General features: G+C 72.5%; 22 protein-coding genes. 7 read left to right on the top strand and 15 right to left on the bottom strand.

Annotation, left to right across the window (positions count from 1 at the left end; genetic code table 11):
- Window positions 1-80: 80 nt before the first annotated feature.
- Together ACUP6Y_RS08595 and ACUP6Y_RS08590 are read right to left on the bottom strand one after the other, a co-directional pair.
- Window positions 81-425, bottom strand: coding sequence for an HIT domain-containing protein (locus ACUP6Y_RS08595; protein WP_462555397.1), 345 nt, complete (start codon window positions 423-425; stop codon window positions 81-83).
- 20 nt (window positions 426-445) lie between these two features.
- A complete protein-coding gene (locus ACUP6Y_RS08590; RefSeq protein ID WP_462555395.1) occupies window positions 446-1,309 on the bottom strand; it encodes a hypothetical protein in 864 nt (287 codons plus the stop codon).
- Between the two features lie 109 nt (window positions 1,310-1,418).
- Between ACUP6Y_RS08590 and ACUP6Y_RS08585 the strand changes: the two genes are divergently transcribed.
- Window positions 1,419-2,321, top strand: a complete 903-nt coding sequence (locus ACUP6Y_RS08585) for a Gmad2 immunoglobulin-like domain-containing protein (RefSeq protein WP_462555394.1) — start codon at window positions 1,419-1,421, stop codon at window positions 2,319-2,321.
- Window positions 2,318-3,370 carry a winged helix DNA-binding domain-containing protein gene (locus ACUP6Y_RS08580; protein ID WP_462555392.1) on the top strand — a complete coding sequence of 351 codons (1,053 nt, stop codon included), beginning with the start codon at window positions 2,318-2,320 and terminating at the stop codon, window positions 3,368-3,370. Before ACUP6Y_RS08585 ends, ACUP6Y_RS08580 begins: the two co-directional genes overlap by 4 nt.
- Before the next feature lie 33 nt (window positions 3,371-3,403).
- On the opposite strand, the gene ACUP6Y_RS08575 is transcribed toward ACUP6Y_RS08580, so the two are convergent.
- The 3 genes from ACUP6Y_RS08575 to hrcA are packed head-to-tail and all read right to left on the bottom strand — an operon-like array spanning window position 3,404 to window position 6,358.
- On the bottom strand, window positions 3,404-4,147 hold the full coding sequence (locus ACUP6Y_RS08575) for a 16S rRNA (uracil(1498)-N(3))-methyltransferase (protein WP_462555391.1): 744 nt from the start codon (window positions 4,145-4,147) through the stop codon (window positions 3,404-3,406).
- A 2-nt stretch (window positions 4,148-4,149) separates the two neighbouring features.
- On the bottom strand, window positions 4,150-5,319 hold the full coding sequence (gene dnaJ, locus ACUP6Y_RS08570; protein WP_462555390.1) for a molecular chaperone DnaJ: 1,170 nt from the start codon (window positions 5,317-5,319) through the stop codon (window positions 4,150-4,152).
- Between the two features lie 13 nt (window positions 5,320-5,332).
- Complete coding sequence (gene hrcA / locus ACUP6Y_RS08565; protein WP_462555389.1) at window positions 5,333-6,358, bottom strand: heat-inducible transcriptional repressor HrcA; 1,026 nt, start codon at window positions 6,356-6,358, stop codon at window positions 5,333-5,335.
- Between the two features lie 160 nt (window positions 6,359-6,518).
- Here hrcA and ACUP6Y_RS08560 point away from each other — a divergent pair, with 160 nt between their 5' ends.
- From ACUP6Y_RS08560 to ACUP6Y_RS08550, 3 genes are read left to right on the top strand one after another with little or no spacing between them, the layout of a single operon-like run.
- Window positions 6,519-7,253: a DUF2470 domain-containing protein gene (locus ACUP6Y_RS08560; protein ID WP_462555387.1), complete on the top strand. Its 735-nt coding sequence runs from the start codon at window positions 6,519-6,521 to the stop codon at window positions 7,251-7,253.
- Window positions 7,254-7,312: 59 nt separating this feature from the next.
- The gene (locus tag ACUP6Y_RS08555) at window positions 7,313-8,089 is read left to right on the top strand and encodes an MBL fold metallo-hydrolase (RefSeq protein WP_462555386.1); all 777 of its coding nucleotides are present in this window, start codon (window positions 7,313-7,315) and stop codon (window positions 8,087-8,089) included.
- A 54-nt stretch (window positions 8,090-8,143) separates the two neighbouring features.
- Window positions 8,144-8,983 (top strand): DUF3097 domain-containing protein, encoded by an 840-nt coding sequence (locus ACUP6Y_RS08550; RefSeq protein ID WP_462555385.1) that lies wholly within the window; start codon window positions 8,144-8,146, stop codon window positions 8,981-8,983.
- Window positions 8,984-9,179: 196 nt separating this feature from the next.
- Here ACUP6Y_RS08550 and ACUP6Y_RS08545 read toward each other — a convergent pair whose 3' ends face one another.
- From ACUP6Y_RS08545 to lepA, 9 genes are all read right to left on the bottom strand, one after another.
- Entirely contained in the window at window positions 9,180-9,407 is a 228-nt protein-coding gene (locus ACUP6Y_RS08545; RefSeq protein WP_462555384.1) for a DUF6752 domain-containing protein, read from the bottom strand.
- Window positions 9,404-10,948 carry a class I SAM-dependent methyltransferase gene (locus ACUP6Y_RS08540; protein ID WP_462555383.1) on the bottom strand — a complete coding sequence of 515 codons (1,545 nt, stop codon included), beginning with the start codon at window positions 10,946-10,948 and terminating at the stop codon, window positions 9,404-9,406. Before ACUP6Y_RS08540 ends, ACUP6Y_RS08545 begins: the two co-directional genes overlap by 4 nt.
- Window positions 10,945-11,409 (bottom strand): adenylyltransferase/cytidyltransferase family protein, encoded by a 465-nt coding sequence (locus ACUP6Y_RS08535; RefSeq protein ID WP_462555382.1) that lies wholly within the window; start codon window positions 11,407-11,409, stop codon window positions 10,945-10,947. Before ACUP6Y_RS08535 ends, ACUP6Y_RS08540 begins: the two co-directional genes overlap by 4 nt.
- A 33-nt stretch (window positions 11,410-11,442) precedes the next feature.
- A complete protein-coding gene (gene hemW, locus ACUP6Y_RS08530) occupies window positions 11,443-12,654 on the bottom strand; it encodes a radical SAM family heme chaperone HemW (protein WP_462555381.1) in 1,212 nt (403 codons plus the stop codon).
- Window positions 12,655-12,678: 24 nt separating this feature from the next.
- Window positions 12,679-13,218: a hypothetical protein gene (locus ACUP6Y_RS08525; protein WP_462555379.1), complete on the bottom strand. Its 540-nt coding sequence runs from the start codon at window positions 13,216-13,218 to the stop codon at window positions 12,679-12,681.
- Between the two features lie 38 nt (window positions 13,219-13,256).
- Complete coding sequence (locus ACUP6Y_RS08520) at window positions 13,257-15,089, bottom strand: AMP-dependent synthetase/ligase (RefSeq protein ID WP_462555377.1); 1,833 nt, start codon at window positions 15,087-15,089, stop codon at window positions 13,257-13,259.
- Between the two features lie 56 nt (window positions 15,090-15,145).
- Entirely contained in the window at window positions 15,146-15,835 is a 690-nt protein-coding gene (locus ACUP6Y_RS08515) for an MOSC domain-containing protein (RefSeq protein ID WP_462555376.1), read from the bottom strand.
- Window positions 15,836-15,943: 108 nt separating this feature from the next.
- Entirely contained in the window at window positions 15,944-16,870 is a 927-nt protein-coding gene (locus tag ACUP6Y_RS08510) for an aminoglycoside phosphotransferase family protein (protein WP_462555374.1), read from the bottom strand.
- A 2-nt stretch (window positions 16,871-16,872) separates the two neighbouring features.
- On the bottom strand, window positions 16,873-18,744 hold the full coding sequence (gene lepA, locus ACUP6Y_RS08505) for a translation elongation factor 4 (RefSeq protein WP_462555373.1): 1,872 nt from the start codon (window positions 18,742-18,744) through the stop codon (window positions 16,873-16,875).
- A gap of 85 nt (window positions 18,745-18,829) precedes the next feature.
- Here lepA and ACUP6Y_RS08500 point away from each other — a divergent pair, with 85 nt between their 5' ends.
- Window positions 18,830-19,756, top strand: a complete 927-nt coding sequence (locus tag ACUP6Y_RS08500; protein ID WP_462555372.1) for a phosphotransferase family protein — start codon at window positions 18,830-18,832, stop codon at window positions 19,754-19,756.
- A gap of 159 nt (window positions 19,757-19,915) precedes the next feature.
- Window positions 19,916-20,176 carry a 30S ribosomal protein S20 gene (gene rpsT, locus ACUP6Y_RS08495; RefSeq protein ID WP_462555371.1) on the top strand — a complete coding sequence of 87 codons (261 nt, stop codon included), beginning with the start codon at window positions 19,916-19,918 and terminating at the stop codon, window positions 20,174-20,176.
- A 158-nt stretch (window positions 20,177-20,334) separates the two neighbouring features.
- Here rpsT and holA read toward each other — a convergent pair whose 3' ends face one another.
- The gene (holA, locus tag ACUP6Y_RS08490) at window positions 20,335-21,306 is read right to left on the bottom strand and encodes a DNA polymerase III subunit delta (RefSeq protein WP_462555370.1); all 972 of its coding nucleotides are present in this window, start codon (window positions 21,304-21,306) and stop codon (window positions 20,335-20,337) included.
- Window positions 21,307-21,321 lie beyond the last annotated feature (15 nt).

Here is a 21,321-nt window from a genome sequence, read left to right as displayed (position 1 = left end):
GAGGACGGGCGGCCTTTCAGGTACGACGATGCGGCCCCTCCATGGTACGTGGCAGGGCGGCGCCGCGCCCACTCGATTGATCAGCCCGGCGGCCAGCCCATCGGCCGACCGGCGAGCACGTGGCCGTGGGTGTGGAAGACCGTCTGCCCGACGCCGGCTCCGGTGTTGAAGACGAGGCGGTAGTCGTCGTACCCCTCACCGGTGGCGACGGTGCGCGCGGTGGTGGCGATCTCGGCGAACATCGCGGCGTCGGCCTGGGCGGAGGCGGCGGCGTTCGGCTCATGGTCGCGCGGCACGACGAGGACGTGCAGCGGCGCCTGGGGGTTGATGTCGCGGAAGGCGACGGTGCGCTCACCGGTGTGGACGATCTCGGCCGGGATGTCGCCGGCGACGATCTTGCAGAACAGGCAGTCGGGATCCGTCACCCGGCCCACTCTAGATGTGCTCACCACTCCCACCGCACGCCGAGGTAGCCCGGACCGAAGGCCGTCTGCCGGTAGTGGACGCTGCGGCCGCCGGCGAGGTCGGCCGGCCAGGCGTGGCGCAGCCCGCCCTCGGAGAAGTACACCCAGCACCGCGCCGGGATCCGGTCGGGATGGAAGCGCACCCAGACCAGGGCCTCCTCGAGCCGCTGCTCGGCGGCCAACGCGTAGTCGGTCTCGAGATCGAGGCCCTCGGTCGTGGCCTCGATCTCGGTGATGGTCGACTCCCCCAGCGCGAGCGGGCGCTCGAAGACCAGCCGGGAGCCGCGGATGCCGTTCTCCAGGTCGTGCGTCTCCTCGATCGTGCAGCCGGCGACGGCGGTCATCACGACCACGTTCTCCTGGGTCCCGACGTCCGGGCCCACGAAGAGCGTGACCCCGTCGACGCCCTCGCGGTCGGCCACGACGACCTGTCGCACCCGGGCGCGCACGATCTCGCCCTGCGCCCCCACGTCGACGACGAGGTGGGAGGACACCCGGCACACGTCCTCCTCGCCGATCACGGCGTCGACCGCCGGGTCGCCGAGGAGCTCGTCGAACGGCTCCACCGCACCCACCCGGCGCCGCGCGCGGCCGGTCAGCCGCCGGCTCAGGGTGCCCTCCTCCAGGTCGAGCACCGCCTCGAGCTCGGGGATCGCCTCGAGCGACGTGACCCGCTCGGGCTCGCGCTGCCCGGAGCGCCAGTACGACAGGGCGGTGAGCGAGACCGGATGCCCGCGCTCGGCGAGCCGGTCCCGCAGGTGCGTCAGCGTGACACCACGCCGCGCCATCGCCTTCCCCAGGGCGTCGGCGAAGGTGGTCGAAGCGGTCCCGGCACGATCCCCCACGCCGCTCATGGTGCATCACCTCGGCACCGCGGGGAGGCGAAACGCCCGGGCCGACACGCGGGCCGCCGTCCTCCGCCGAGTGTCCGTGGCATCGGGGGAGGATCGAGGCGTGAGCCTTCCCCGCGCCCTCGCCGCCGCCGGCGCCGTCCTCGCCCTGGGCGTGCCCGCGGGTTGCGGCGACGACGAGCCCGCCACCCAGGACCCGCCGTCGACGGCGGCGACCTCCGACGCCCCGACCAGCCCGTCGGCCACCGACGAGCAGCCGCCGGAGACGACGATGCTGACCTACTACGTCGGCGACACCCCGCAGCGTCCCGCGCTGTACGCCGAGGCGCACGTCGTCCGCGGGCCCGGCGAGCTCGCCACCCTGCTCCAGCGGGCCCCCGACGACCCCGACTACCGCACCCTGCTGCCCTCCGGGAGTCTCGAGCCGGAGGTCCACTTCGACGGGACCGGCGAGAACGGCATGTTCAGCGTCGTGCTGACGGACGCGAAGTGGACCGAGCGGCCCGCCGGGATGAGCGCCGAGGACGCGGAGCTCGCCGTCCAGCAGCTGGTGTGGACCGTCCAGACCGCGCCACTCGCCCCCGGCGCCACGACGCCGACCCGGACGGCGGCGCCGGTCGGGTTCTTCCTCGACGGCAAGGAGGTCTCCTACCTCGGGGTCTCGTCCGAGGCGACGGCCCGACCCGAGCTCGACGTGCTGGCGCTGGTCAACGTCACCGAGCCGGCCGAGGGCACCGCCGTCGGCGACACCTTCACGGCCACCGGCCGGGCCAGCTCGTTCGAGGGCACCGTGCCGTGGGAGGTCCAGGACTCCTCCGGCAAGGTCGTCCTCGACGGCTTCGCGACCGCCGAGGGCTGGGCCGACAGGCTCTACCCGTGGACGAGCGAGGTCGACGTGAGCGAGCTGCCGCCCGGCAGCTACACCTTCGTCGCCCGTACCGACGACCCCTCGGGCGGCGAGGGCGGCGGCCCGACCGAGGACACGAAGCGGATCACGATCAGGTGAGGCTCTCGCGGCGCCGGCTCAACCGCACCCTGCTGTTGCGCCAGCACCTGCTCGAGCGGGTCGCGTCGACGCCGGCCGCGATGGTCGAGCACCTGGTCGGGCTGCAGGCGCAGGAGCCGCTGTCGCCGTACCTGTCCTTGGCGGCGCGTCTCACCGACCTCGACCCGATCTCGGTGAGTGCGGCGATCGAGGACCGCTCGCTGGTGCGGGTGCTCAGCCTGCGCGACACCGTCCACCTGCACCTGCCGGCCGACGCGGTGACGCTCCCGGTCTGGGCCGCGCCGGTGCGTGAGCGGGAGATCCGGGCCAGCCAGAGCATCGGTTCCGCGCGCGAGGTGGACCGGGCCGCCTTCTCGGCGGCGGTCCACGAGATCCTGGCCGACGGCCCGCTCCCCCAGCGCCGGCTGGGCGCGGCGCTGGCCGAGCGCTTCCCGGCGTACACCGCGACCCAGCTGGGCCAGGTCGCCCGGGTCGCGGAGGTGCTCGTCCAGCTCCCGCCGCGTGGCTGCTGGAAGCCGGCCGGCTCGACCGCGGTCGCCTACGACCTCGCCGAGCGCTGGACCGGCCTGCCTCTCGCGCCGCCCGACGTGCCGGCGATCGTGCGGCGGTTCCTGCGCGCCTACGGCCCCGGCACCGCCGCCGACGTCACCGCCTGGTCCGGGATCACCCGGCTGGGCTCGGTCCTCAAGGCGATGGACGACGTGGACGTGCATGAGGACGAGGACGGCAAGGTGCTGTACGACGTCGCAGGCGCCCCGGTCGCCGACGAGGACGCCCCGGCGCCGGTGCGGCTGTTCGGCGCCTACGACAACCTGTGGCTCTCCCACGCCTCCCGCGACCGGGTGACGGCGCCCGAGCATCGCCGGCGGTGGATGGGGGCCAACGGCGCCCAGGCGATGTCGGTGCATGTCGACGGCTGGTTCGCCGGGCTGTGGCGGGCCGAGGAGGGGCGGGTCGTGGTCGTCGAGCTGGTCCGCAGGCTCACCGGCGCCGAGCGGGCCGGGCTGGACGAGGAGGTCGCGCGGGTGGAGACGCTGCTCGCACACTGAGCCTGCCTGGATCCGTGGACCCGACCTGAGGAGTCACGAGCCCCAGCGTGGGGTCCGCGACAGCAGCGCGGCGACGGCGGCGACGCCGGCGGTGGAGGTGCGCAGCACCTCGGTGCCGAGGCGGACGGCGACCCCGCCGTGCGCGACGAAGGTCGCGACCTCCTCCTCGGTGAGCCCGCCCTCGGGTCCCACGACGACGACCAGGTCGCCGTCGGCGGGCAGGGCGAGGGCGCCCAGCGGCTCGGTGGCGTCCTCGTGCAGCACCACCGCCACATCGGCCGCCTCGACCAGCGCGGCGACCCGGTCGGTGCCGGCCAGCGGCAGCACCTCCGGGTGCCAGGCGCGCCGGGCCTGCTTGGCGGCCTCGCGGGCGGCGGCCTGCCACCTGGCGTGGGACTTGGCGGCGCGCTCGCCCTTCCACACGGCGACGCTGCGGGCGGCGGCCCAGGGGACGATCCGGGCCGCGCCGATCTCGGTGAGCACCTCGACGGCCAGCTCGCCGCGCTCGCCCTTCGGCAGCGCCTGGACGACGGTGACCGACGGCCGCGGCTCGGGGTGGTCCTCGACCTCACCCACCATGACCGTGAACGCTCGCTTGGCGGTGGCGCTCACCTCACCGGTGGCGACCCGTCCGAGGCCGTCGGCGAGGGACAGCCGCTCTCCCACCCGGAGCCGTCGTACGACGACCGCGTGGTGCGCCTCGTCGCCGTCGACCACCACCGCGGAGCCGGGGACCACCCCGTCCAGCGACGGCACGAGGTGCTGGGGAAGGGTCATGCTCAGTGGGTCGTGAACGCGTCGCGCAGCCGGCCGAGCATCGACTTGTGCGCGGGCCGGACGTCGCCGGTGGGCTGCTCCTCGCCGCGGATCGCCGCCAGCTCGCGCAGCAGCTCCTCCTGGCGCGGGTCGAGCCGGGTCGGGGTCTCGACGGCGATGGTGACCGCGAGGTCGCCGCGACCGCCGCGCAGGCCGGGCACACCGAGCCCGCGCAGCACCACCTGGTGGCCGGACTGGGTGCCGGTGGGGACCTGCAGGTCGAAGTACCGCTCGATGTCCACGCTGGGGTCGAGGTCGGCCTCGAGCGTGGGCATCTCGATCGTCGTGCCGAGCGCGGCCGCGGTCATCGGCACCGACACCATGCAGTGCAGGTCGTTGCCGTGGCGCTCGAAGATCTCGTGCTGCGCGACGTGGATCTCGACGTACAGGTCGCCGGCGGGGCCGCCGCCGGGCCCGACCTCGCCCTGCTCGCTGAGCTGGACCCGGGTGCCGTTGTCGACGCCGGCCGGGATCTTCACGGTGAGGCTGCGACGCGAGCGGACCCGCCCGTCGCCGGCGCACTCGCGGCACGGGTCGGGGATCACCGTGCCGAAGCCGCGGCAGGCCGCGCAGGGGCGCAGGGTGCGGATCTCCCCGAGGAAGGAGCGCTGCACATGGGCGACCTCGCCCTGGCCGTGACAGGTCTCGCACGGGACCGGGTGGCTGCCCGGCGCGGCGCCCTCGCCACCGCAGGTGGTGCAGCGCACGGCGGTGTCGACCTTCAGCTCGCGGGACACGCCGAAGGCGGCCTCGGCGAGCTCGACCTCGATCCGGATGAGGGCGTCCTGGCCGCGGCGAACCCGCGACCGCGGACCCCGGCCCCCGGCGCCGGCGCCGGCGCCACCGCCCTGGCCGCCGAAGAAGGCGTCCATGATGTCGGTGAAGGAGAAGCCCGCGCCCTGGCCGCCGAAGCCGCCGCCGAACGGGTCGCCGCCGCGGTCGTACGCCGCCCGCTTCTGCGGGTCGGTGAGCACCTCGTAGGCGGCGGTGACCTGCTTGAACCGCTCCTGGCTCGCCGGGTCGGGGTTGACGTCCGGGTGGAGCTGGCGGGCGAGCTTGCGGTACGCCTTCTTGATCGTGTCGGCGTCCGCGTCGCGGGCGACGCCCAGCAGCTCGTAGGGGTCCTGGCTCACGTGTGTCGCTCTCTCAGCTCTCGTCGAGGATGCGGGAGACGTAGCGCGCGACCGCGCGCACCGCCGCCATCGTTCCGGGGTAGTCCATGCGGGTGGGGCCGACGATCCCGAGCGCGGCAAGCGCGTCGTCGGGGCCGTAGCCGGTGGCGACGACGCTGGTCGAGGCCAGATTCTCGTAGGGCCCCTCGGCGCCGATCCGCACCGTCACCGCGCCGCTGCCGGTCGCCTCGCCGAGCAGCTTGAGCAGCACCACCTGCTCCTCCAGCGCCTCGAGCAGTGGGCGGATCGAGGTGTCGAAGCTGTCGCCGAAGCGGGCCAGGTTCGCCGTACCGCCGACCACCACGCGCTCGTCGGAGCGGTGGTCGCTCATCGCCTCGACCAGGGTGTCGACCACGGCGACGGTGGGCGGCGAGCCGGTCGGGGCGCCGGTGTCGTCGCGGACCAGCGCGTCGAGGGCCGCGACGGCGTCGGCGATCACCTCGCCGGTGGCGGCGAGGTTGATCCGGGAGCGGAGGATGCCGAGCTCGTCGTCGTCGAGGTCGTCGTCGAGCTCGACCAGGCGCTGCTCGACCCGGCCGGAGCTGAGGATGAGCACCAGCAGCAGGCGCATCGGTGTCAGCGCGACCACCTCGATGTGACGCACGGTGGAGCGCGACAGGGTGGGGTACTGGACGACGGCGACCTGCCGGGTCAGCTGGGCAAGCAGCCGGACCGAGCGGTGGACGACGTCGTCGAGGTCGACCGCGCCCTCGAGGAAGCCCGCGATCGCCCGGCGCTCGGCCTGCGTGGTCGGCTTGACCGTGGAGAGCCGGTCGACGAAGAGCCGGTAGCCCTTGTCGGTCGGCACCCGACCCGCGCTGGTGTGGGGCTGGTGGAGGTAGCCCTCCTCCTCGAGCGCCGCCATGTCGTTGCGGATCGTGGCCGGCGAGACGTTGAGGTGGTGACGCTCCACGAGCGCCTTGGAGCCGACCGGCTCCTCGGTCGAGACGTAGTCCTCGACGATCGCCCGCAGCACGGCGAGCCTGCGCTCCTCCTGCATGCCCACCTCCTGCGACTTGGCACTCCATCATCGGGAGTGCCAATCCTAGCGCCGAGCCGGCCGAAAGCCCGGACCGGCGGCCACACCCTTCCTTCCATCCCGAGATTCAACTAGGTTAGGCTCACCTAATCTTCTCGTCCCGGATCTGCAAGGAGCGGACATGACGGTCGACCCCGGTCTCGACGTACGACGGCTCGCCGCGGCGGCGCGCAGCATCCTGGCCTGCCCCCAGGAGGTGCAGCTGGTCGTCGACGGCCTCGACGACGTGACCGCCGGGCTCGAGGACTCCGTGCTGGAGATGCAGGACCACGGCGGACGGCCGATGCTCTCCTGCCCCGCCTCCTCCGCCCTCGCGGTAGCCGCCACCGACCGGCGCGGCGCGCTGCTCACCGTCAGCAGCGGCCTGGGCAGCCCGCGCTCCACCGACCGGGACGCCATGCTCACCCTCTCCGGGCGCCTCGAGGCGCTCGGACTGGAGCAGTGCGAGTGCTGTGACGAGGTGCGGATGCGGGTCGGCCTCGAGCTGGACTTCGTGCTGCTCGCTCGGGCCAGCGCCCCCGACGACGCGCCGGACGAGACCCGCGTCCGGGTCCCGCTCACCGCCTTCACCTCCCCCGAGCACGACCTCAACCGGGGCTTCCTCCAACGCTCCACCGAGCACGCCAACCACTGCCACCAAGACGAGCTGCGCCGCGCCGTCGCCTCCCTGACGCAGACCCGCCTCGGCGAGGTCGTCGGCGTCCAGCTCACCGGCCTGGACGCCGAGGGCGTCGAGCTGCGCTGGGTGGACCTCACCGGCGCCCATCAGACCGTGCTGCGCTTCGCCCGGCCCGCCACGACCGCCCACGACCTGGGCGAGCTGCTGCGCACGGAGCTGCACGCCGGACTCTGCTGATCCTCGGAGATCGAGGAGGTCGCGCAGCAACCGGCACGAGACCCCCGTAGCCTGACGGCGTGCCGTTCACCGAGGTCGCGGACCGGGTCTGGGTCCGCCGCGTTCCGTCGTACGACGTCAACCTGGTCGCCGTCGGAGGCGAGCGCGGCCTGGTCGTGGTCGACACCCTGGCCACCGCCGCCGAGGCCCGGGCCGCCATCGCCGCGATCGGCGACCTGCGCGCCGGGCCGGTCGTCGCGGTCGTCAACACCCACGACCACTTCGACCACGTCCTCGGCAACGCCACCTTCCGGGAGCGGTACGAGGGCGTCCCGGTCCACGCGACCGAGGAGGCCGCCGCGCGCACCGACCCCGCCGCGCCCCCCGCCGGCCACACCTTCTCCAGCGCCGCCGTCATCGACCTCGGCGACCGCCAGGTCGAGCTGGTCCACCCCGGCCGCGGCCACACCGCGGGCGACCTGGTCGTGCGGGTCCCCGACGCCGACGTACTGCTCGCCGGCGACCTGGTCGAGGAGTCCGCACCGCCGTCCGTGGGCGCCGACTCGTGGCCGCTCGAGTGGCCGCAGACCCTCGACCTCGTCCTCGGCCTGACCACGCCCTCGACCGTCGTCGTCCCCGGTCATGGCGGCATCGTCGACCGGCGCTTCGTCGAGGACCAGTGCGACGACCTGCGCGCCGTCGCCGAGACGATCCGCGACCTCGCCGCCCGCGGCGTGCCCGAGGCCGAGGCACTCGCCTCCGCCGAGTGGCCGCTCCCCGTCGAGGCGCTGCACCACGCCATCGGGCGGGGCTACGCCCAGCTGCCCCGAGTGCGGCGCCAGCTGCCGTTGGCCTGAGACCCCGCGTGTTCAGGCCGCGAAGTGCGGGGGTTCGGCCTAGGCTGGTCCGTCGTGGATCGCTACGGGACCGACGTGCTGGCCGGCGACTGGAAGGTCCCCAAGCGGGGCCGGGCCGTGGAGACGGCGGCCGACGCCGGGCTCGTGGTCGAGGAGGTCACCACCGACTGGTGCGGCGAGATCGTGGCCGTCGACCGCGACCTCGACACCGTCACTCTCGAGGACCGGCACGGCAAGCGGCGCACCTTCCCGCTCGGCACCGGCTTCCTGCTGGAGGGCAAGCCGGTGATCCTGGTGCCGCCGATCACGCAGCCGGGCCCGGTCAAGCCCGCACGTACGGCGAGCGGCTCGATCGCCGTCCACGACGCGAAGGCGCGCGTGGCCCGCGCCAGCCGGATCTTCGTCGAGGGCCGCCACGACGCCGAGCTGGTCGAGAAGGTGTGGGGCGACGACCTGCGGATCGAGGGCGTGGTCGTGGAGTACCTCGGCGGCGTCGACGACCTCGCCGACCACCTGCGCGACTTCGAGCCCGGTCCGCAGCGACGGGTCGGCGTGCTGGTCGACCATCTGGTCGCCGGCTCCAAGGAGAGCCGGATCGCGCAGAACATCATGAAGTCGCCCGTCGGCAAGGACGTGCTGATCGTCGGGCACCCGTTCATCGACATCTGGCAGGCGGTCAAGCCGCAACGACTCGGATTCGAGGCGTGGCCGAAGGTGCCCCGGGGCATCGACTGGAAGAAGGGCACCTGTCAGCAGCTCGGCTGGCCGCACCGCGACCAGGCCGACATCGCCCGGGCGTGGAAGCACATCCTCGGTGGGGTGCGGGGGTTCCAGGACCTCGATCCGACGCTGCTCGGGCGGGTCGAGGAGCTGATCGACTTTGTAACTGCGTGACAGGACGCGATCAGTCCCACGAGGGGGTTTCGTCGCGCCGCCCGCCGTTTCTGGACGGAGGAGCGCGCGACCGAGGAACGAGGGAGCGCGCGGGGGAGGAAGAAACGGCGCCAAAAGGCGGCGCGACATGCGCGAGCGAAGCGAGCGCCGAAATGGCACCGTGAGTCGGTCACGAGACGCACCGACCCCGCCCCATTCACAGCCCCGAGCGGAACCGGTCCAGCACCTCGTCGACCCGTTCCCGGTCCCGCGCCTCCAACGGGATCAGCAGCTCGGTGACGACGTCGGTGAGCTCGGCGATGCGCCGGTTCAGCTGACGGTTCTCCTGCACCTCCTCCTCGAGCACCCGGACCCGCTCGCGCAGGCTGGCGTGCTCGCGGAGCCGGCGGCGGGCCAGGCGGGCCCGGTGGGCGAGATCGGTCATGACTCCTCCTGGGTGAGTGCGGGCGCCGGCCAGGCGGCGCGGATCCGGCACACGGCCGGGTCGGGCAGGTCGAACATGTCCTCGCCGGGACCGGTGGTGAGGCGCTCGACGAGGCCGCCGGCGGCCTCGATGCCGCGACGCACCACCTCGACCGGCGTACGGCGGATCAGGCCGTCGCTCGCACTCGGCTCACCCACCGCGAGCTCGAGGAACAGCCGGCCGCCGCCGGGCCGCAGCGCCATCCGGGCGAGCAGCCACAGCTGGTCGAGGGCGGCGGGGTCGAGACAGCCGACGAGATGGCGGGCGTAGAGGTGGTGGGGATCGCGGGCCAGGCGGGTGCCCAGCAGCAGGGTGGAGCGGAGCTCGCCGAGGATCAGCTGGTCCACCTCCAGCGCCACCCCGGTCCGACGGGCCCGGCGCCGGGCGACGCCGAGTGCGCCCCGCGAGAAGTCCAGGGCCGTGACCCGGCGCCCCGACGCGGCGAACCAGAGCGCGTCGCGGCCGGTTCCGGTGCCGAGATCGACCACCGGCAACGAGCCCAGCTGGGGCGCCACCCACTGCGCGAAGGAGGACGGCGTCCGCGGCACCGCGGCCCGCCGGGGGCCGTTGTGGAGCTCGGTCCAGCGGCCCATCTCGGTGCGGAAGCCGCGCAGCCACCCGTCGAGGCGCCGTACGCCGGCCGGCGGGTCGGCGTACCTGAAGGACGGGTCCGGGGTGCGCCAGTGCGGGCCGTACAGGAACGCGAGCATCGCCTCAGGGTCGCGCGGCGCGGGGAACTCGTGCCCGTGCAGGGTGATCGTCGAGAACGGCACGATCGCCTCCCGCGGGAGCCGGCCGCTGCGGTTGCCGAACTGGTAGAAGGTCCCGTCGATGTGGAACGCCGAGAACACGTCGATGTGGCAGACCCGGCCGTCGGACAGCGGCAGCAAGAGCTTGACGTCGCCGCCCGACATCCGCAGCACCCGCCAGCCGCGGGCCCGCATCGCGCGGGTGATCCGGTACGACTCGGTGACGATGTCGGCGGGCGAGGTGTGCTCGGAGAGGTAGCACAGGTCGGTGTCGGAGTCGTGCCCGAGCATCCGGCCCTCGCGCACCGCCCCGAGCAGCGCCCCGTAGTTGAGGTACGCCGCCACGCCGGCATGCTCGCGCAGGTCGTCGATCGCACGGCGGGTGCCGGCGAGGATCTCGTCGCGGACCGCCTCGTCGGTGGCGGCGAACGAGCGGGCCAGGTGGCCGACCTTGTCGACGCTGAGGCGGTGCCCGGACCCGTCGACCACGGCGAGCGGGCCCTCGCCGGAGCCGAGACCGACCTCGGCGTCGTACAGCACCGCGACGCCGGCGGCGTCGGTGACCCGGACCCGGCCGCGGCCGCTGAGGTGCGGGCGGAGCACGCCCGGCCACGGCACCAGCACTCCCCCGGTCGCGGGCCGGCCGTCGCGCGCCGGGGTCAGCGACCAGACGTAGTGGCCGTCGATCTCGACCACCAGGGGCGCAGGCCCGGGCGGCACCAGCAGGCCGTCGTCGGAGACGGCGACGCTCATGCCGTCGAGACTCCGCGGTGGGCGAGCGCCTTGCGCAGCGCGGTCGACGAGGTCTGCAGCGTGTAGGGGAAGTAGGTGACCTCGACGCCGAGGGCGGCCATCTGCTCCTCGAGGCGCCGTCCCTTGGCAGTGCCCTGCCAGTCGTCGCCCTTGAAGATCCGGTGGAAGCCGACGTCGCGCCAGGAGTCGGTCTTGTCGGCGGTGCTCTCGGCGTAGACGGCGTCGACGATGCCGATCGCCTCGACGATCTCGAGTCGCTCGGCGAGGGGCACGGTCGGGAGGACGCCCTTGGTCGCGAGGCACACCTCGTCGGCGACGATGCCGGCGACGAGCACGTCGCACCACTGCCGTGCCTGGCGCAGTGCGTTGAGGTGCCCGACGTGGAACAGGTCGAAGGCCCCCGGCACGTACCCGATGACCGGGCCGATCACGGAGTCGACGACGTCACCCGACTTCTTCATAAAGTCGAGTGTAACACTATAGTTAGTAGGAGTTCACGTCAGCAGCCGACGCACGACCCCGTCCGCGAGCAGACGGCCGCGCCGCGTGAGCACCACCCGGTCGGGCCGGTCCTCGACCAGTCCGTCGGCGACCAGACCCGGGAGCGCGGCGCGCCCCGCCTCCTCGAGCACGTCGACCGGCAGCCCGGACCGCAGCCGCACCTCCAGCAGCACCCGCTCCACGCGCCGGGTCTCCGCGTCCAGCACCTCGCGTGCATGGGCCGGCGTGACGCCCTCGGCCAGCCGGCCGGCGTACGCCGCCGGGTGCTTGACGTTCCACCAGCGCACCCCGCCGACGTGCGAGTGCGCGCCCGGCCCGATCCCCCACCAGTCCGCGCCCGCCCAATAGCCCAGGTTGTGGCGGCAGCGCGCGGCGTCGTCGCGCGCCCAGTTGGAGACCTCGTACCAGCCCAGTCCCGCGCCGGCCAGCCGCTCGTCGGCCTGGACGTACTTGTCGGCCAGGTCGTCGTCGTCCGGCATCGGCAGCTCGCCCCGGCGCACCCGGCGGGCCAGGGCGGTGCCGTCCTCGACGATGAGGGAGTACGCCGACACGTGGTCGGGGGCGCAGCCGAGCGCCGCCTCCAGGGTGTCCTCCCAGTCCTCGTTGCTCTCCCCGGGCGTGCCGTAGATGAGGTCCACGCTCACCTGCTCGAACCCGGCGGCCCGTGCCGCCTCGACCACGCCCGGCACCCGGCGCGGGTCGTGGGTGCGGTCCAGCACGGCCAGGACGTGCGGCACCGCGGACTGCACGCCGAAGGAGACCCGGGTGTAGCCGGCCTCTCGGAGCCGCTCGAGGTAGGCCAGGTCGACCGAGTCGGGGTTGGCCTCGGTGGTCACCTCCGCGTCCGGCGCCAGTCCGAACTCCTCGTCGATCGCCCGCAGCATCCGGCCCAGGTCCTCGGGCGGCAGCAGCGTCGGGGTGCCGCCGCCGAGGAAGACCGTGTCGACCGGCAGGTCGCGCCGGCCCAGCACCCGCCGGGCCAGGCGCACCTCGCGTACCGCCTGCGCGGCATACGACGACCGGGACACGCCGGGCCCGAGCTCCTCGGCGGTGTAGGTGTTGAAGTCGCAGTATCCGCAGCGCACCCGGCAGAACGGGACGTGGACGTAGAACGCCAACGGGCGCGCGCCCAGCTCCGCGAGCGCCCGCTCGGGGAGAGACCCGTCGGACGGGACGGGATCCCCCTCGGGCAATGCGGACGGCACCCGGCCATCCTCCCAGCCGACAGGTCAGACAGGGACATTCAGGGAGACGGTGTAGCCCTCGCGGTCGCAGTGCCACAGGTAGATCGCGGCCCCGGCGAGCGGGGTCACCTCGTCCCCGTCGAGGTCGTAGACCTTGAGCTTCACGGTGGTCGGGATGCCCTCGGCGACGCCGGAGGCGCTGCCGAAGCTCGACGTGAGGTCGCTGCGGACGACGCCGGACTCGCTCAGCACGTCGGGGCCGTTGCTGCCGTCGCCCGGGTACGGGCCGGCCGTCTCCTCGGGGATCTCGCCCTCCCCCACCTCGACGCTGCTGTCGCCGCCCATGCCGCCCATGCCGCCCGGGGGCGCGCCGTTCGGCGGCTGGCCCTGGCCCGTCGTACCGGACGATCCGGTCGTGCTGGAGGACGCGGCCGTGTCGTCGGCACCGCACGCGGTCAGCGCGGCGGCGGCGCCGACCCCGCCCAGCAGGCCGAGCAGGCTACGACGCGCCATGATCTTCGGCAGGTCGTGGGACAGCCCGAGGTCGTGCTCTTCGGTCTCGTCGACTCCGTGGTGGTGGCTCATGCCCTGAGTCTCGGGGCCGGGCCTGTGAGCCTGCTGTGTCAGCTGTAGAAGGACGCGATGAGGTCCTTGTTGTTGGTCTCGACGACGTTGCGCTTCACCTTCAGCGAGGGGGTGAGCTCACCGGACTCGATGGTCAGGTCGTGGTCGAGCAGCTTCCACTTCTTGATCGTCTCCCAGCGGTTGAGCTGGGCGTTGAGCTGGTCGACGTACTCCCCGACCATGGCCTGCACGGCGTCGTCGTTGACCAGGGCGGTGTAGTCCTTGCCGTCCTTGCCGTTCTCAGCGGCCCAGCCGGCGATGGCGTCGGGGTCGAGGGTGATCAGCGCGGAGACGAAGTTGCGCTCGGCGCCGAAGACCATGAACTGGCTGACGTAGGGGCAGATCGCCTTGAACTTGGCCTCGATCGCGGGTGGGGCGATGTACTTGCCGCCGGAGGTCTTGAAGAGCTCCTTGATCCGGCCGGTGATCGTGAGGAAGCCGTCGGCGTCGAGCTCGCCCTTGTCGCCGGTGCGCAGCCAGCCGTCCTCGGTGAGCGCCTCGCCGGTCGCCTCGGGGCGGTTGTGGTAGCCGGCCATGACGTGCGGCCCCTTGAGCTGGACCTCACCGCCCTCGCCGATGCGGACCTCGGTGCCGGGGAACGGCTGGCCGACGGTGCCGAGCTTGTAGGCATCGGGGTGGTTCACCGTCGCGCCGGCGGCGTTCTCGGTCATGCCGTAGCCCTCGAGGATCAGCACGCCGGCCGCATGGAACCAGGCGGCGATGTCGGCGTTGAGCGCGGCCGAGCCGGAGATGAAGAACTTCACCCGGCCGCCGAAGCGCTCGCGGACCTTGCTGAAGACGAGCTTGTCGAAGAGCGCGTGCTGCACCTTGAGCGGCAGCGGCACGGACCTCCCGGCGAGCCTCAGCGCGTCGACCTTGCGGCCGACCTCGAACGCCTTGAGGAAGATCTTCTCCTTGGCACCGCCCTCGGCGGCCTGCATGGTCACGATCCGCGCGTGCGCCTTCTCGAAGATGCGCGGCGCGGCGCCCATGAAGGTCGGCTTCACGATGCCGAGGTTGTCGACGATCTTGTCGACCCGGCCGTCGATCGCGGTCGCGAAGCCGCAGGCGAGCTGGGTGGAGAGCAGCACCTTGCCGAAGGAGTGGGCCATCGGCAGCCAGAGGAACTGCAGGTCGTCCTCATGGAGGATGTCCTGGGCCTTGATCGCCTCGCCCTCGAACACCCAGGCACGATGCAGCGTCCGCACGCCCTTGGGCTTGCCGGTGGTTCCGGAGGTGTAGATCAGGGTCGCGAGCTGATCGGGTCCGATCGCCTTCGCGACCACGTCGACCGCGTCGGCGTTCGTGACGAGGTGCGCGTCGCCGAGCTCGGCGAGCTGGTCGAGCGAGATCACCCAGTCCTCGTCAGCACCGTCCGCGAGTGCCGCCTCGAAGCTGACCACCTTCGTCAGCTCGGGGAGCTCGGCGCGGTGCTCGCGCAGCTTGGCCAGCTGGGTCTCGTCCTCGGCGAACACGATCCGGCACGCCGAGTCGCTGAGGATGTACGCCGTGTCCTCGCCGCCCGTCGACGAGTACACCGTCGTGGTGGCACCACCCGCGCACATCACCGCCAGGTCGGCCAGGATCCACTCGTAGCGGGTGGACGACGCGATGCCGACCCGTTGCTCGGACTCCAGGCCGAGCGCGAGCAGGCCCGCCGCGAGGCGGCGTACCCGGTCACCGGCCTGACGCCAGGTCACCGACTCCCACGCCTCACCCCGCGGGAAGCGGAAGGCCTCCCGGTCGGCACTCCTCTCGACCCGGTCGAGGAACTGCACCGCGCAGTTCGCCGGCATGTGCTCGAGGAAATTGGTGTCGTGAATGATGGGCATGACGCTCCCTGCGTTGCTCGTCTGCTCGTCCAAGACCGGTGTGACTGAGCAGTAACCTAGGCCACCGGCTCCGCCGGGGGTAGCGAACCGGCCGTCCTCTGGACGAATTCCTCGGCTTTGTCGCGGACCTTGGGCAGCAGGCCCTCGACCACCAGCAGGTCCGGAAGCCGGCTGCGGTCGGTGTTGAGCGCCACGAACATGTCCCGGATCGTGCGGCCGTGACCCGGCGCGTGGACCACCTCGAGCTGATCGCCGGGGGCGATGATGCCCGTCTCCAGCACCCGCAGGTAGGGACCCGGGCGCGCCTCGCGCGTGAACCTCTTGACCCAGGCCCGCGGATCGTAGCCGCTCTCGCCCATCCAGCCCTTGAAGTCGTTGCAGGGCGTGCGCACGTAGACCGCCTCCAGCAGCACACCCACCCCGGGCTCCCCCACCCGCAGCCGGGTCCCGATCTCCAGGCCGTTGAGGTCGATCCCCTCGGTGGTCAGGTTCTCGCCGAACTGGCCGTCGCGGATCGGCACTCCGAGCTCGGCCTCCCAGAAGTCGAGGTCCTCGCGGGCGTAGGCGTAGACCGCCTGGTCGGGCCCACCGTGGTGCTGGGTGTCGGAGACCGAGTCGCCGTCGATCCCGAGCTCGTGGACCGCGACCGGGGCGGTCACGGGTCGCTTGTCGATCGAGGTGCGACCGAGGCCGGCCCACTCCTTGTCCTGCGGCTGGCCGACACTGATGCTGCGTACGAACGACATGACGTGAGGCTACCTTCGCGGTAGGAGACCGGCGGTCTTCTCCTGCCTGACGCCGAGGCCGGCACCGGCCGTCGGCGAGGGCGACGAGGACTCCTAGTGTCCCGGACACTAGTCCTGCACCGCCTTCGCGACCGTGATGCACGCGGTGACGTGGTGTCGCTGGGCGGCAGTGAGCGCCCGGCGGGCGCGGACGGCGTCCTCGTGGGCCCAGTGCGCGTTGAGGACCGAGCGGACCACGACCCAGTCCCGGGCCCGTGCCTCGTCCAGTCCGGCGGCGTCGACGAGGGCGTGGAACCGACGCCGGATGCCGTCGCGGACCGAGCCGACCGCCCACGGCGCGGCGTACTCGTCGAACCGGTCGCGCAGCATCGGCTCCAGCTCGTAGTGCGGGTCGCCGTTGGTGGGCTTCGGGTCGATGACCAGCCAGGCGTCCTCGCCGTCTCGGCGACCGCGCAGCACGTTGCCGTAGTGGAGGTCGCCGTGGATCACGGCGGTCGGCGGCTCGACAACCAGGTCCCGGGCCAGGCCCAGCGCCTGGTCCACGAGGCGGCGTGGGATCGGGACGGTCCCGGCGTCACGCGCCAGCGCCGTCGTCCAGCGCTCGACGTACGACGCCTGGGCGCGCAGCTGGGGCATCGGCGACACGTGCAGATCGGCGTACCTGCTCGCGACGATCTCGCACGCCTCGACGTCCCATGCCTCGGTCAGGTCCTCGCGCTCGAGCCGCTCCAGCAGCAGCGCCCGGCGTCCGGGATCGGCGCGCAGCAGCTGGACCGCACCGCGCCCGCGCCAGCGCCGCAGCGCGAGATGCTCGTGCTCGGACTCGTCGTCGGGCAGCCCCACCTTGAGCGCGGCGGACGTGCCGTCGGCGGTGGTGACCGGCAGCACGAGGGAGCAGAAGCCGTGCCAGCTCTCCCCCTCCGGCGTCAGCTCCCACTCGTCCAGGACGGCCTGCGTGGTCACCGGGAGCCGGTCCAGCCACGCCGCCCACTGCGGCCCGAGGTGGCGCTGGTCGTCCAGCTCGGCAGGGATCATGCCTACTTCTTCGGCTTGTCGCCCGCCGGACCGGTGGTGGACAGCGCGGCGACGAAGGCCTCCTGGGGCACCTCGACCCGGCCGACCATCTTCATCCGCTTCTTGCCCTCCTTCTGCTTCTCGAGCAGCTTGCGCTTGCGGGTGATGTCACCGCCGTAGCACTTGGCGAGGACGTCCTTGCGGATGGCGCGGATGTTCTCGCGGGCGATCACCCGGGCGCCGATGGCGGCCTGGATCGGCACCTCGAACTGCTGCCTCGGGATCAGCTCCTTGAGCTTGCCCGCCATCATCACGCCGTAGGAGTAGGCGGCGTCCTTGTGGACGATCGCGGAGAAGGCGTCGACGGGCTCGCCCTGGAGCAGGATGTCGACCTTGACCAGGTCGGCGGCCTGGTCGCCGGAGAACTCGTAGTTGAGCGAGGCGTAGCCCTTGGTCTTCGACTTGAGCTGGTCGAAGAAGTCGAAGGCGATCTCGCCCATCGGCAGCGTGTAGCGCATCTCGACCCGGTCCTCGGACAGGTAGTCCATGCCCTGCAGGGTGCCGCGCTTGTGCTGGCACAGCTCCATGATCGTGCCGATGTAGTCGGCCGGCGCGAGGACCGTGGCGTCGACGATCGGCTCGCGGACCTCGGCGATCTTGCCGTCGGGGTACTCGCTGGGGTTCGTGACGGTGAACTGCGTGCCGTCCTCCATGACGACCTCGTAGACCACGTTGGGCGCGGTCGAGATGAGGTCGAGGTTGAACTCGCGCTCGAGCCGCTCGCGAGTGATCTCCATGTGCAGCAGGCCGAGGAAGCCGCAGCGGAAGCCGAAGCCCAGCGCACCCGAGGTCTCCGGCTCGAAGGTGAGCGCGGCGTCGTTGAGCTGGAGCTTCTCCAGCGCGTCGCGCAGCGTCGGGTAGTCGTCGCCGTCGATCGGGTAGAGGCCGGCGAACACCATCGGGTTGGGGTGCTCGTAGCCGCCCAGCGGCTCGGCGGCCTGACGCCCGTTGACCGTGACCGTGTCACCGACCCGGGACTGCCGCACGTCCTTCACGCCCGTGATCAGATAGCCGGTCTCACCGACGCCGAGCTTGGCGGCCTTCATCGGCTCGGGGCTGATCACGCCGACCTCGAGCATCTCGTGGAGCGCTCCGGTCGACATCATCTTGATCTTGTCGCGGTGCGACAGCTCGCCGTCGACGACCCGGACGTAGGTCACCACGCCGCGGTAGGTGTCGTAGACCGAGTCGAAGATGAGGGCACGGGCCGGGGCGCTCGCGTCGCCGACGGGCGCCGGGACCGACTTCACGATCTCGTTGAGCAGGGCCTCGACGCCGACACCGGTCTTGGCCGAGGTGAGCAGCACGTCCTCGGGCTCGCAGCCGACCAGGTTGGCCAGCTCGGCGGCGTACTTCTCGACGTTGGCGCTGGGCAGGTCGATCTTGTTGAGCACCGGGATGATGTGGAGGTCGGCACCCATTGCGAGGTAGAGGTTGGCCAGGGTCTGCGCCTCGATGCCCTGGGCGGCGTCGACGAGCAGGATCGCGGCCTCGCACGCCTGCAGCGATCGGGACACCTCGTAGGTGAAGTCGACGTGGCCCGGGGTGTCGATCATGTTGAGGACGTAGGTGCCCGGCTCGGCGCCCGCCTCGTTGTCGGCCGTGACCGTCCACGGCATCCGGACGGCCTGGGACTTGATCGTGATGCCGCGCTCGCGCTCGATGTCCATCCGGTCGAGGTACTGCGCCTTCGCCTCGCGCTCGCCCACCACGCCGGTGAGCTGCAGCATCCGGTCGGCGAGCGTCGACTTGCCGTGGTCGATGTGCGCGATGATGCAGAAGTTGCGGATGATCGCGGGGTCGGTGTGACCCGGCTGCGGGGCGGCGGCAGACATGGTGCGGCCATTGTCCCGGATGCCGCTCCGGTTCGCTAAACCGTCGCCGGTCGGGAGTCCTCGAGCCCTCCGCCATGATGGGCCCGTGTTCCCCACCGTCATCCCTCACGGCCGGACCGCCCGGCGCCTGTCCTGGGCGCACCTGCCACCGCTCGTGCGTCGAGCGGTCGAGCGGCGGCTCGGCTCGCCGGTCGTGGACGCCGTCTCCCAAGACAGCGGGTTCACGCCCGGGTTCGCCTCGGTGCTGACCTGCGCCGACGGGACCCGCGCCTTCGTGAAGGCGGCCTCCACCAAGGCGCAGCGCGTCTTCGCCGACGCCTACCGCGAGGAGGCCCGCAAGCTCGCGACGCTGCCGGCCGCCGTACCGGCGCCGCGGCTGCTGTGGACCGACGAGGTCGCCGACTGGCTCCTTCTCTCGACCGAGTACGTCGACGCGCGGGCTCCGCGCCGCCCCTGGACCGCCGAGGACCTCGCCGACGCGTCGGCGATGGCGGTGACGATCGCCGAGACGCTCACCCCCGCGCCGCGGATCGCCCTCGACAGCGCTGTCGAGGACTTCGCCTCCTGGCCGGCGCTGTGGGACCGGATCGCCCACCCGCGGCGAGCCGAGCTGCGCGCCCTGGCCGACCGGTACGCCGAGGTCGTCGCCGGTGACACCGTGGTCCACACCGACGTCCGCGACGACAACATCCTGATCCGCGCCGACGGCACCGCCCTGCTGTGCGACTGGAACTGGCCCAGCGTCGGCGCCGCCTGGCTCGACTCCCTGCTGCTCCTGGTCGGCCCCCGCGGTGACGGCCTCGATGTCGAGGCCCACATCGCCGCCCACCCGCTGCTCGCCGGCGTGCCGGCCGAGGACGTCGACGTGTTCCTCGCCCTCCTGCTCGGCTTCTTCGCCGCCAACGCCGACCAGCCGGTCCCCGCCACCTCGCCGCACCTGCGTGCCGCGCAGGCCTGGCAGCGCGACGTCATCGACCACTGGCTGGCCGAGCGGCGCGGCTGGGGCTCCTGAGCGGCCGCCCGATTTGGGCGGCGGATCGACCCACTGTTAGCCTTGCTGGTCGCGTCTCCGCGTTCCCTCCTGCCCGCCGTCCGGCGGTCGGGACCAAGGCGACCGAGGCGCGCTCCGGACCAGAACCAGCATCCCACCTGACACAGAGGCGAGTAACCCGTGGCGAACATCAAGAGCCAGATCAAGCGCAACAAGCAGAACGAGAAGCGTCACCAGCGCAACAAGGCCGTCAAGTCCGGCCTGAAGACCGCGATCCGCAAGTTCCGCGAGGCCGCCGAGGCCGGCGACAAGGACGCCGCTCTCGCGCTCAGCCGCGAGGCCACCAAGAAGCTCGACAAGGCCGCCTCCAAGGGCGTCATCCACAAGAACCAGGCCGCGAACCGCAAGTCGTCGATCTCGAAGCAGGCCGCCTCTCTCTGAGGCCCGGCCCTGGCTCCGGTCCGGAGCCATCACGTCAAGGGAGTCCCCGTCCGGGGGCTCCCTTCGTGATTTCACGGAGCCCGCCGCGCAGCACAGTCCCCGCACCATCTCGCCGGGTCTCGTGACGGTCGCTGCGCGACCTCCTCGACCTCCCGCGGTCAGGAGCGGCGGAGGGCGGTGATCGTCAGCACCAGCCGCTCGAGGGCGTACGACGCGTCGCTGGCCGCGCCCTTGATGTCGGCATCGGCCTGGGCGACGGCGCGGATGGCGCGGGCCAGGCCGATGTCGGTCCAGCCGCGGGCCTGGTCGCGCAGCGAGCGCAGCTTCCACGGCGGGACGCCCACCTCGCGGGCCAGGTCGGCCTCGCGCATGCCGCGCGGAGCACTGACCATCCGGGCCAGGCCGCGGGCGCTGCCGGCGAAGGCTGAGGTGATCAGCACCGCGGCCGTGCCGGCGTCGAGAGCCCAGCGCAGCTCCTCCAACGCCACCCGGTCCCGGCCGGCGAAGGCGGCATCGGCCACCGCGAAGGACTTCGCCTCGGCTCGCCCACCGAAGTAGCGGCGGACCTGGGCCTCGCCGATCCGTTCACCCGGGAAGTCGTTGGTGAGCTGGTGAGCGGCACCCGCGAGCGAGCGCAGGTCGCGGCCGATCGCCTCGATCAGCACGTCGGCGGCCTCGCGGTCGATGCTCGCACCGTGGCGGCGCACCTCGTTGGCCACGAAGCCCGGGTAGTCCGACGGCTTCAGCTCCTCGGACTTGTGCTCGATGACCGGCTTCAGCTTGCGCAGCTTGGTGAGCACGCCGCTGCCCTTCTGGCCGCCGCCGTGGACCAGGACCAGGGCCACCTCGTCGACGGGCGCGGCGGCGTATCCCAGCAGGCCCGCGACCGACTCCTCCGGCAGGTTCTCCAGGCCGCGGACCACGACACAGCGCACCGCCGAGAACAGCGACGGCGCCGCCATCTCTCCCAGGGTGGCCAAGGTCAGGTCGGAGGCCGAGCTGTCGGCGAACTCGGCCTCGGCGTCGTGGGCGCGCACGACGGCCTTCACGTCGTCGACCGTCCGTGCGCCGAGGAACTCCTCCTTGCCGGTGACCAGGATGACCCGACCCAGCACGTCCTCGGCCTGCATGTGCTCACCCTCCCA

The sequence above is a fragment of the Nocardioides sp. S5-5 genome, from assembly GCF_054954065.1.
Note: the sequence above shows the minus strand (reverse complement) of the source record. Positions and strands in the feature narration are given on the sequence as shown.

Excerpts from the sequence above, each read along its gene's own strand:
- ACUP6Y_RS08575 (WP_462555391.1), bottom strand. The coding sequence starts at position 4,147 with ATGACCCTTCCCCAGCACCTCGTGCCGTCGCTGGACGGGGTGGTCCCC.
- hrcA (WP_462555389.1), bottom strand. The coding sequence starts at position 6,358 with ATGCAGGAGGAGCGCAGGCTCGCCGTGCTGCGGGCGATCGTCGAGGAC.
- ACUP6Y_RS08560 (WP_462555387.1), top strand. The coding sequence starts at position 6,519 with ATGACGGTCGACCCCGGTCTCGACGTACGACGGCTCGCCGCGGCGGCG.
- ACUP6Y_RS08545 (WP_462555384.1), bottom strand. The coding sequence starts at position 9,407 with ATGACCGATCTCGCCCACCGGGCCCGCCTGGCCCGCCGCCGGCTCCGC.
- ACUP6Y_RS08540 (WP_462555383.1), bottom strand. The coding sequence starts at position 10,948 with ATGAGCGTCGCCGTCTCCGACGACGGCCTGCTGGTGCCGCCCGGGCCT.
- ACUP6Y_RS08535 (WP_462555382.1), bottom strand. The coding sequence starts at position 11,409 with ATGAAGAAGTCGGGTGACGTCGTCGACTCCGTGATCGGCCCGGTCATC.
- ACUP6Y_RS08525 (WP_462555379.1), bottom strand. The coding sequence starts at position 13,218 with ATGAGCCACCACCACGGAGTCGACGAGACCGAAGAGCACGACCTCGGG.
- ACUP6Y_RS08520 (WP_462555377.1), bottom strand. The coding sequence starts at position 15,089 with ATGCCCATCATTCACGACACCAATTTCCTCGAGCACATGCCGGCGAAC.
- ACUP6Y_RS08515 (WP_462555376.1), bottom strand. The coding sequence starts at position 15,835 with ATGTCGTTCGTACGCAGCATCAGTGTCGGCCAGCCGCAGGACAAGGAG.
- ACUP6Y_RS08510 (WP_462555374.1), bottom strand. The coding sequence starts at position 16,870 with ATGATCCCTGCCGAGCTGGACGACCAGCGCCACCTCGGGCCGCAGTGG.
- lepA (WP_462555373.1), bottom strand. The coding sequence starts at position 18,744 with ATGTCTGCCGCCGCCCCGCAGCCGGGTCACACCGACCCCGCGATCATC.
- holA (WP_462555370.1), bottom strand. The coding sequence starts at position 21,306 with ATGCAGGCCGAGGACGTGCTGGGTCGGGTCATCCTGGTCACCGGCAAG.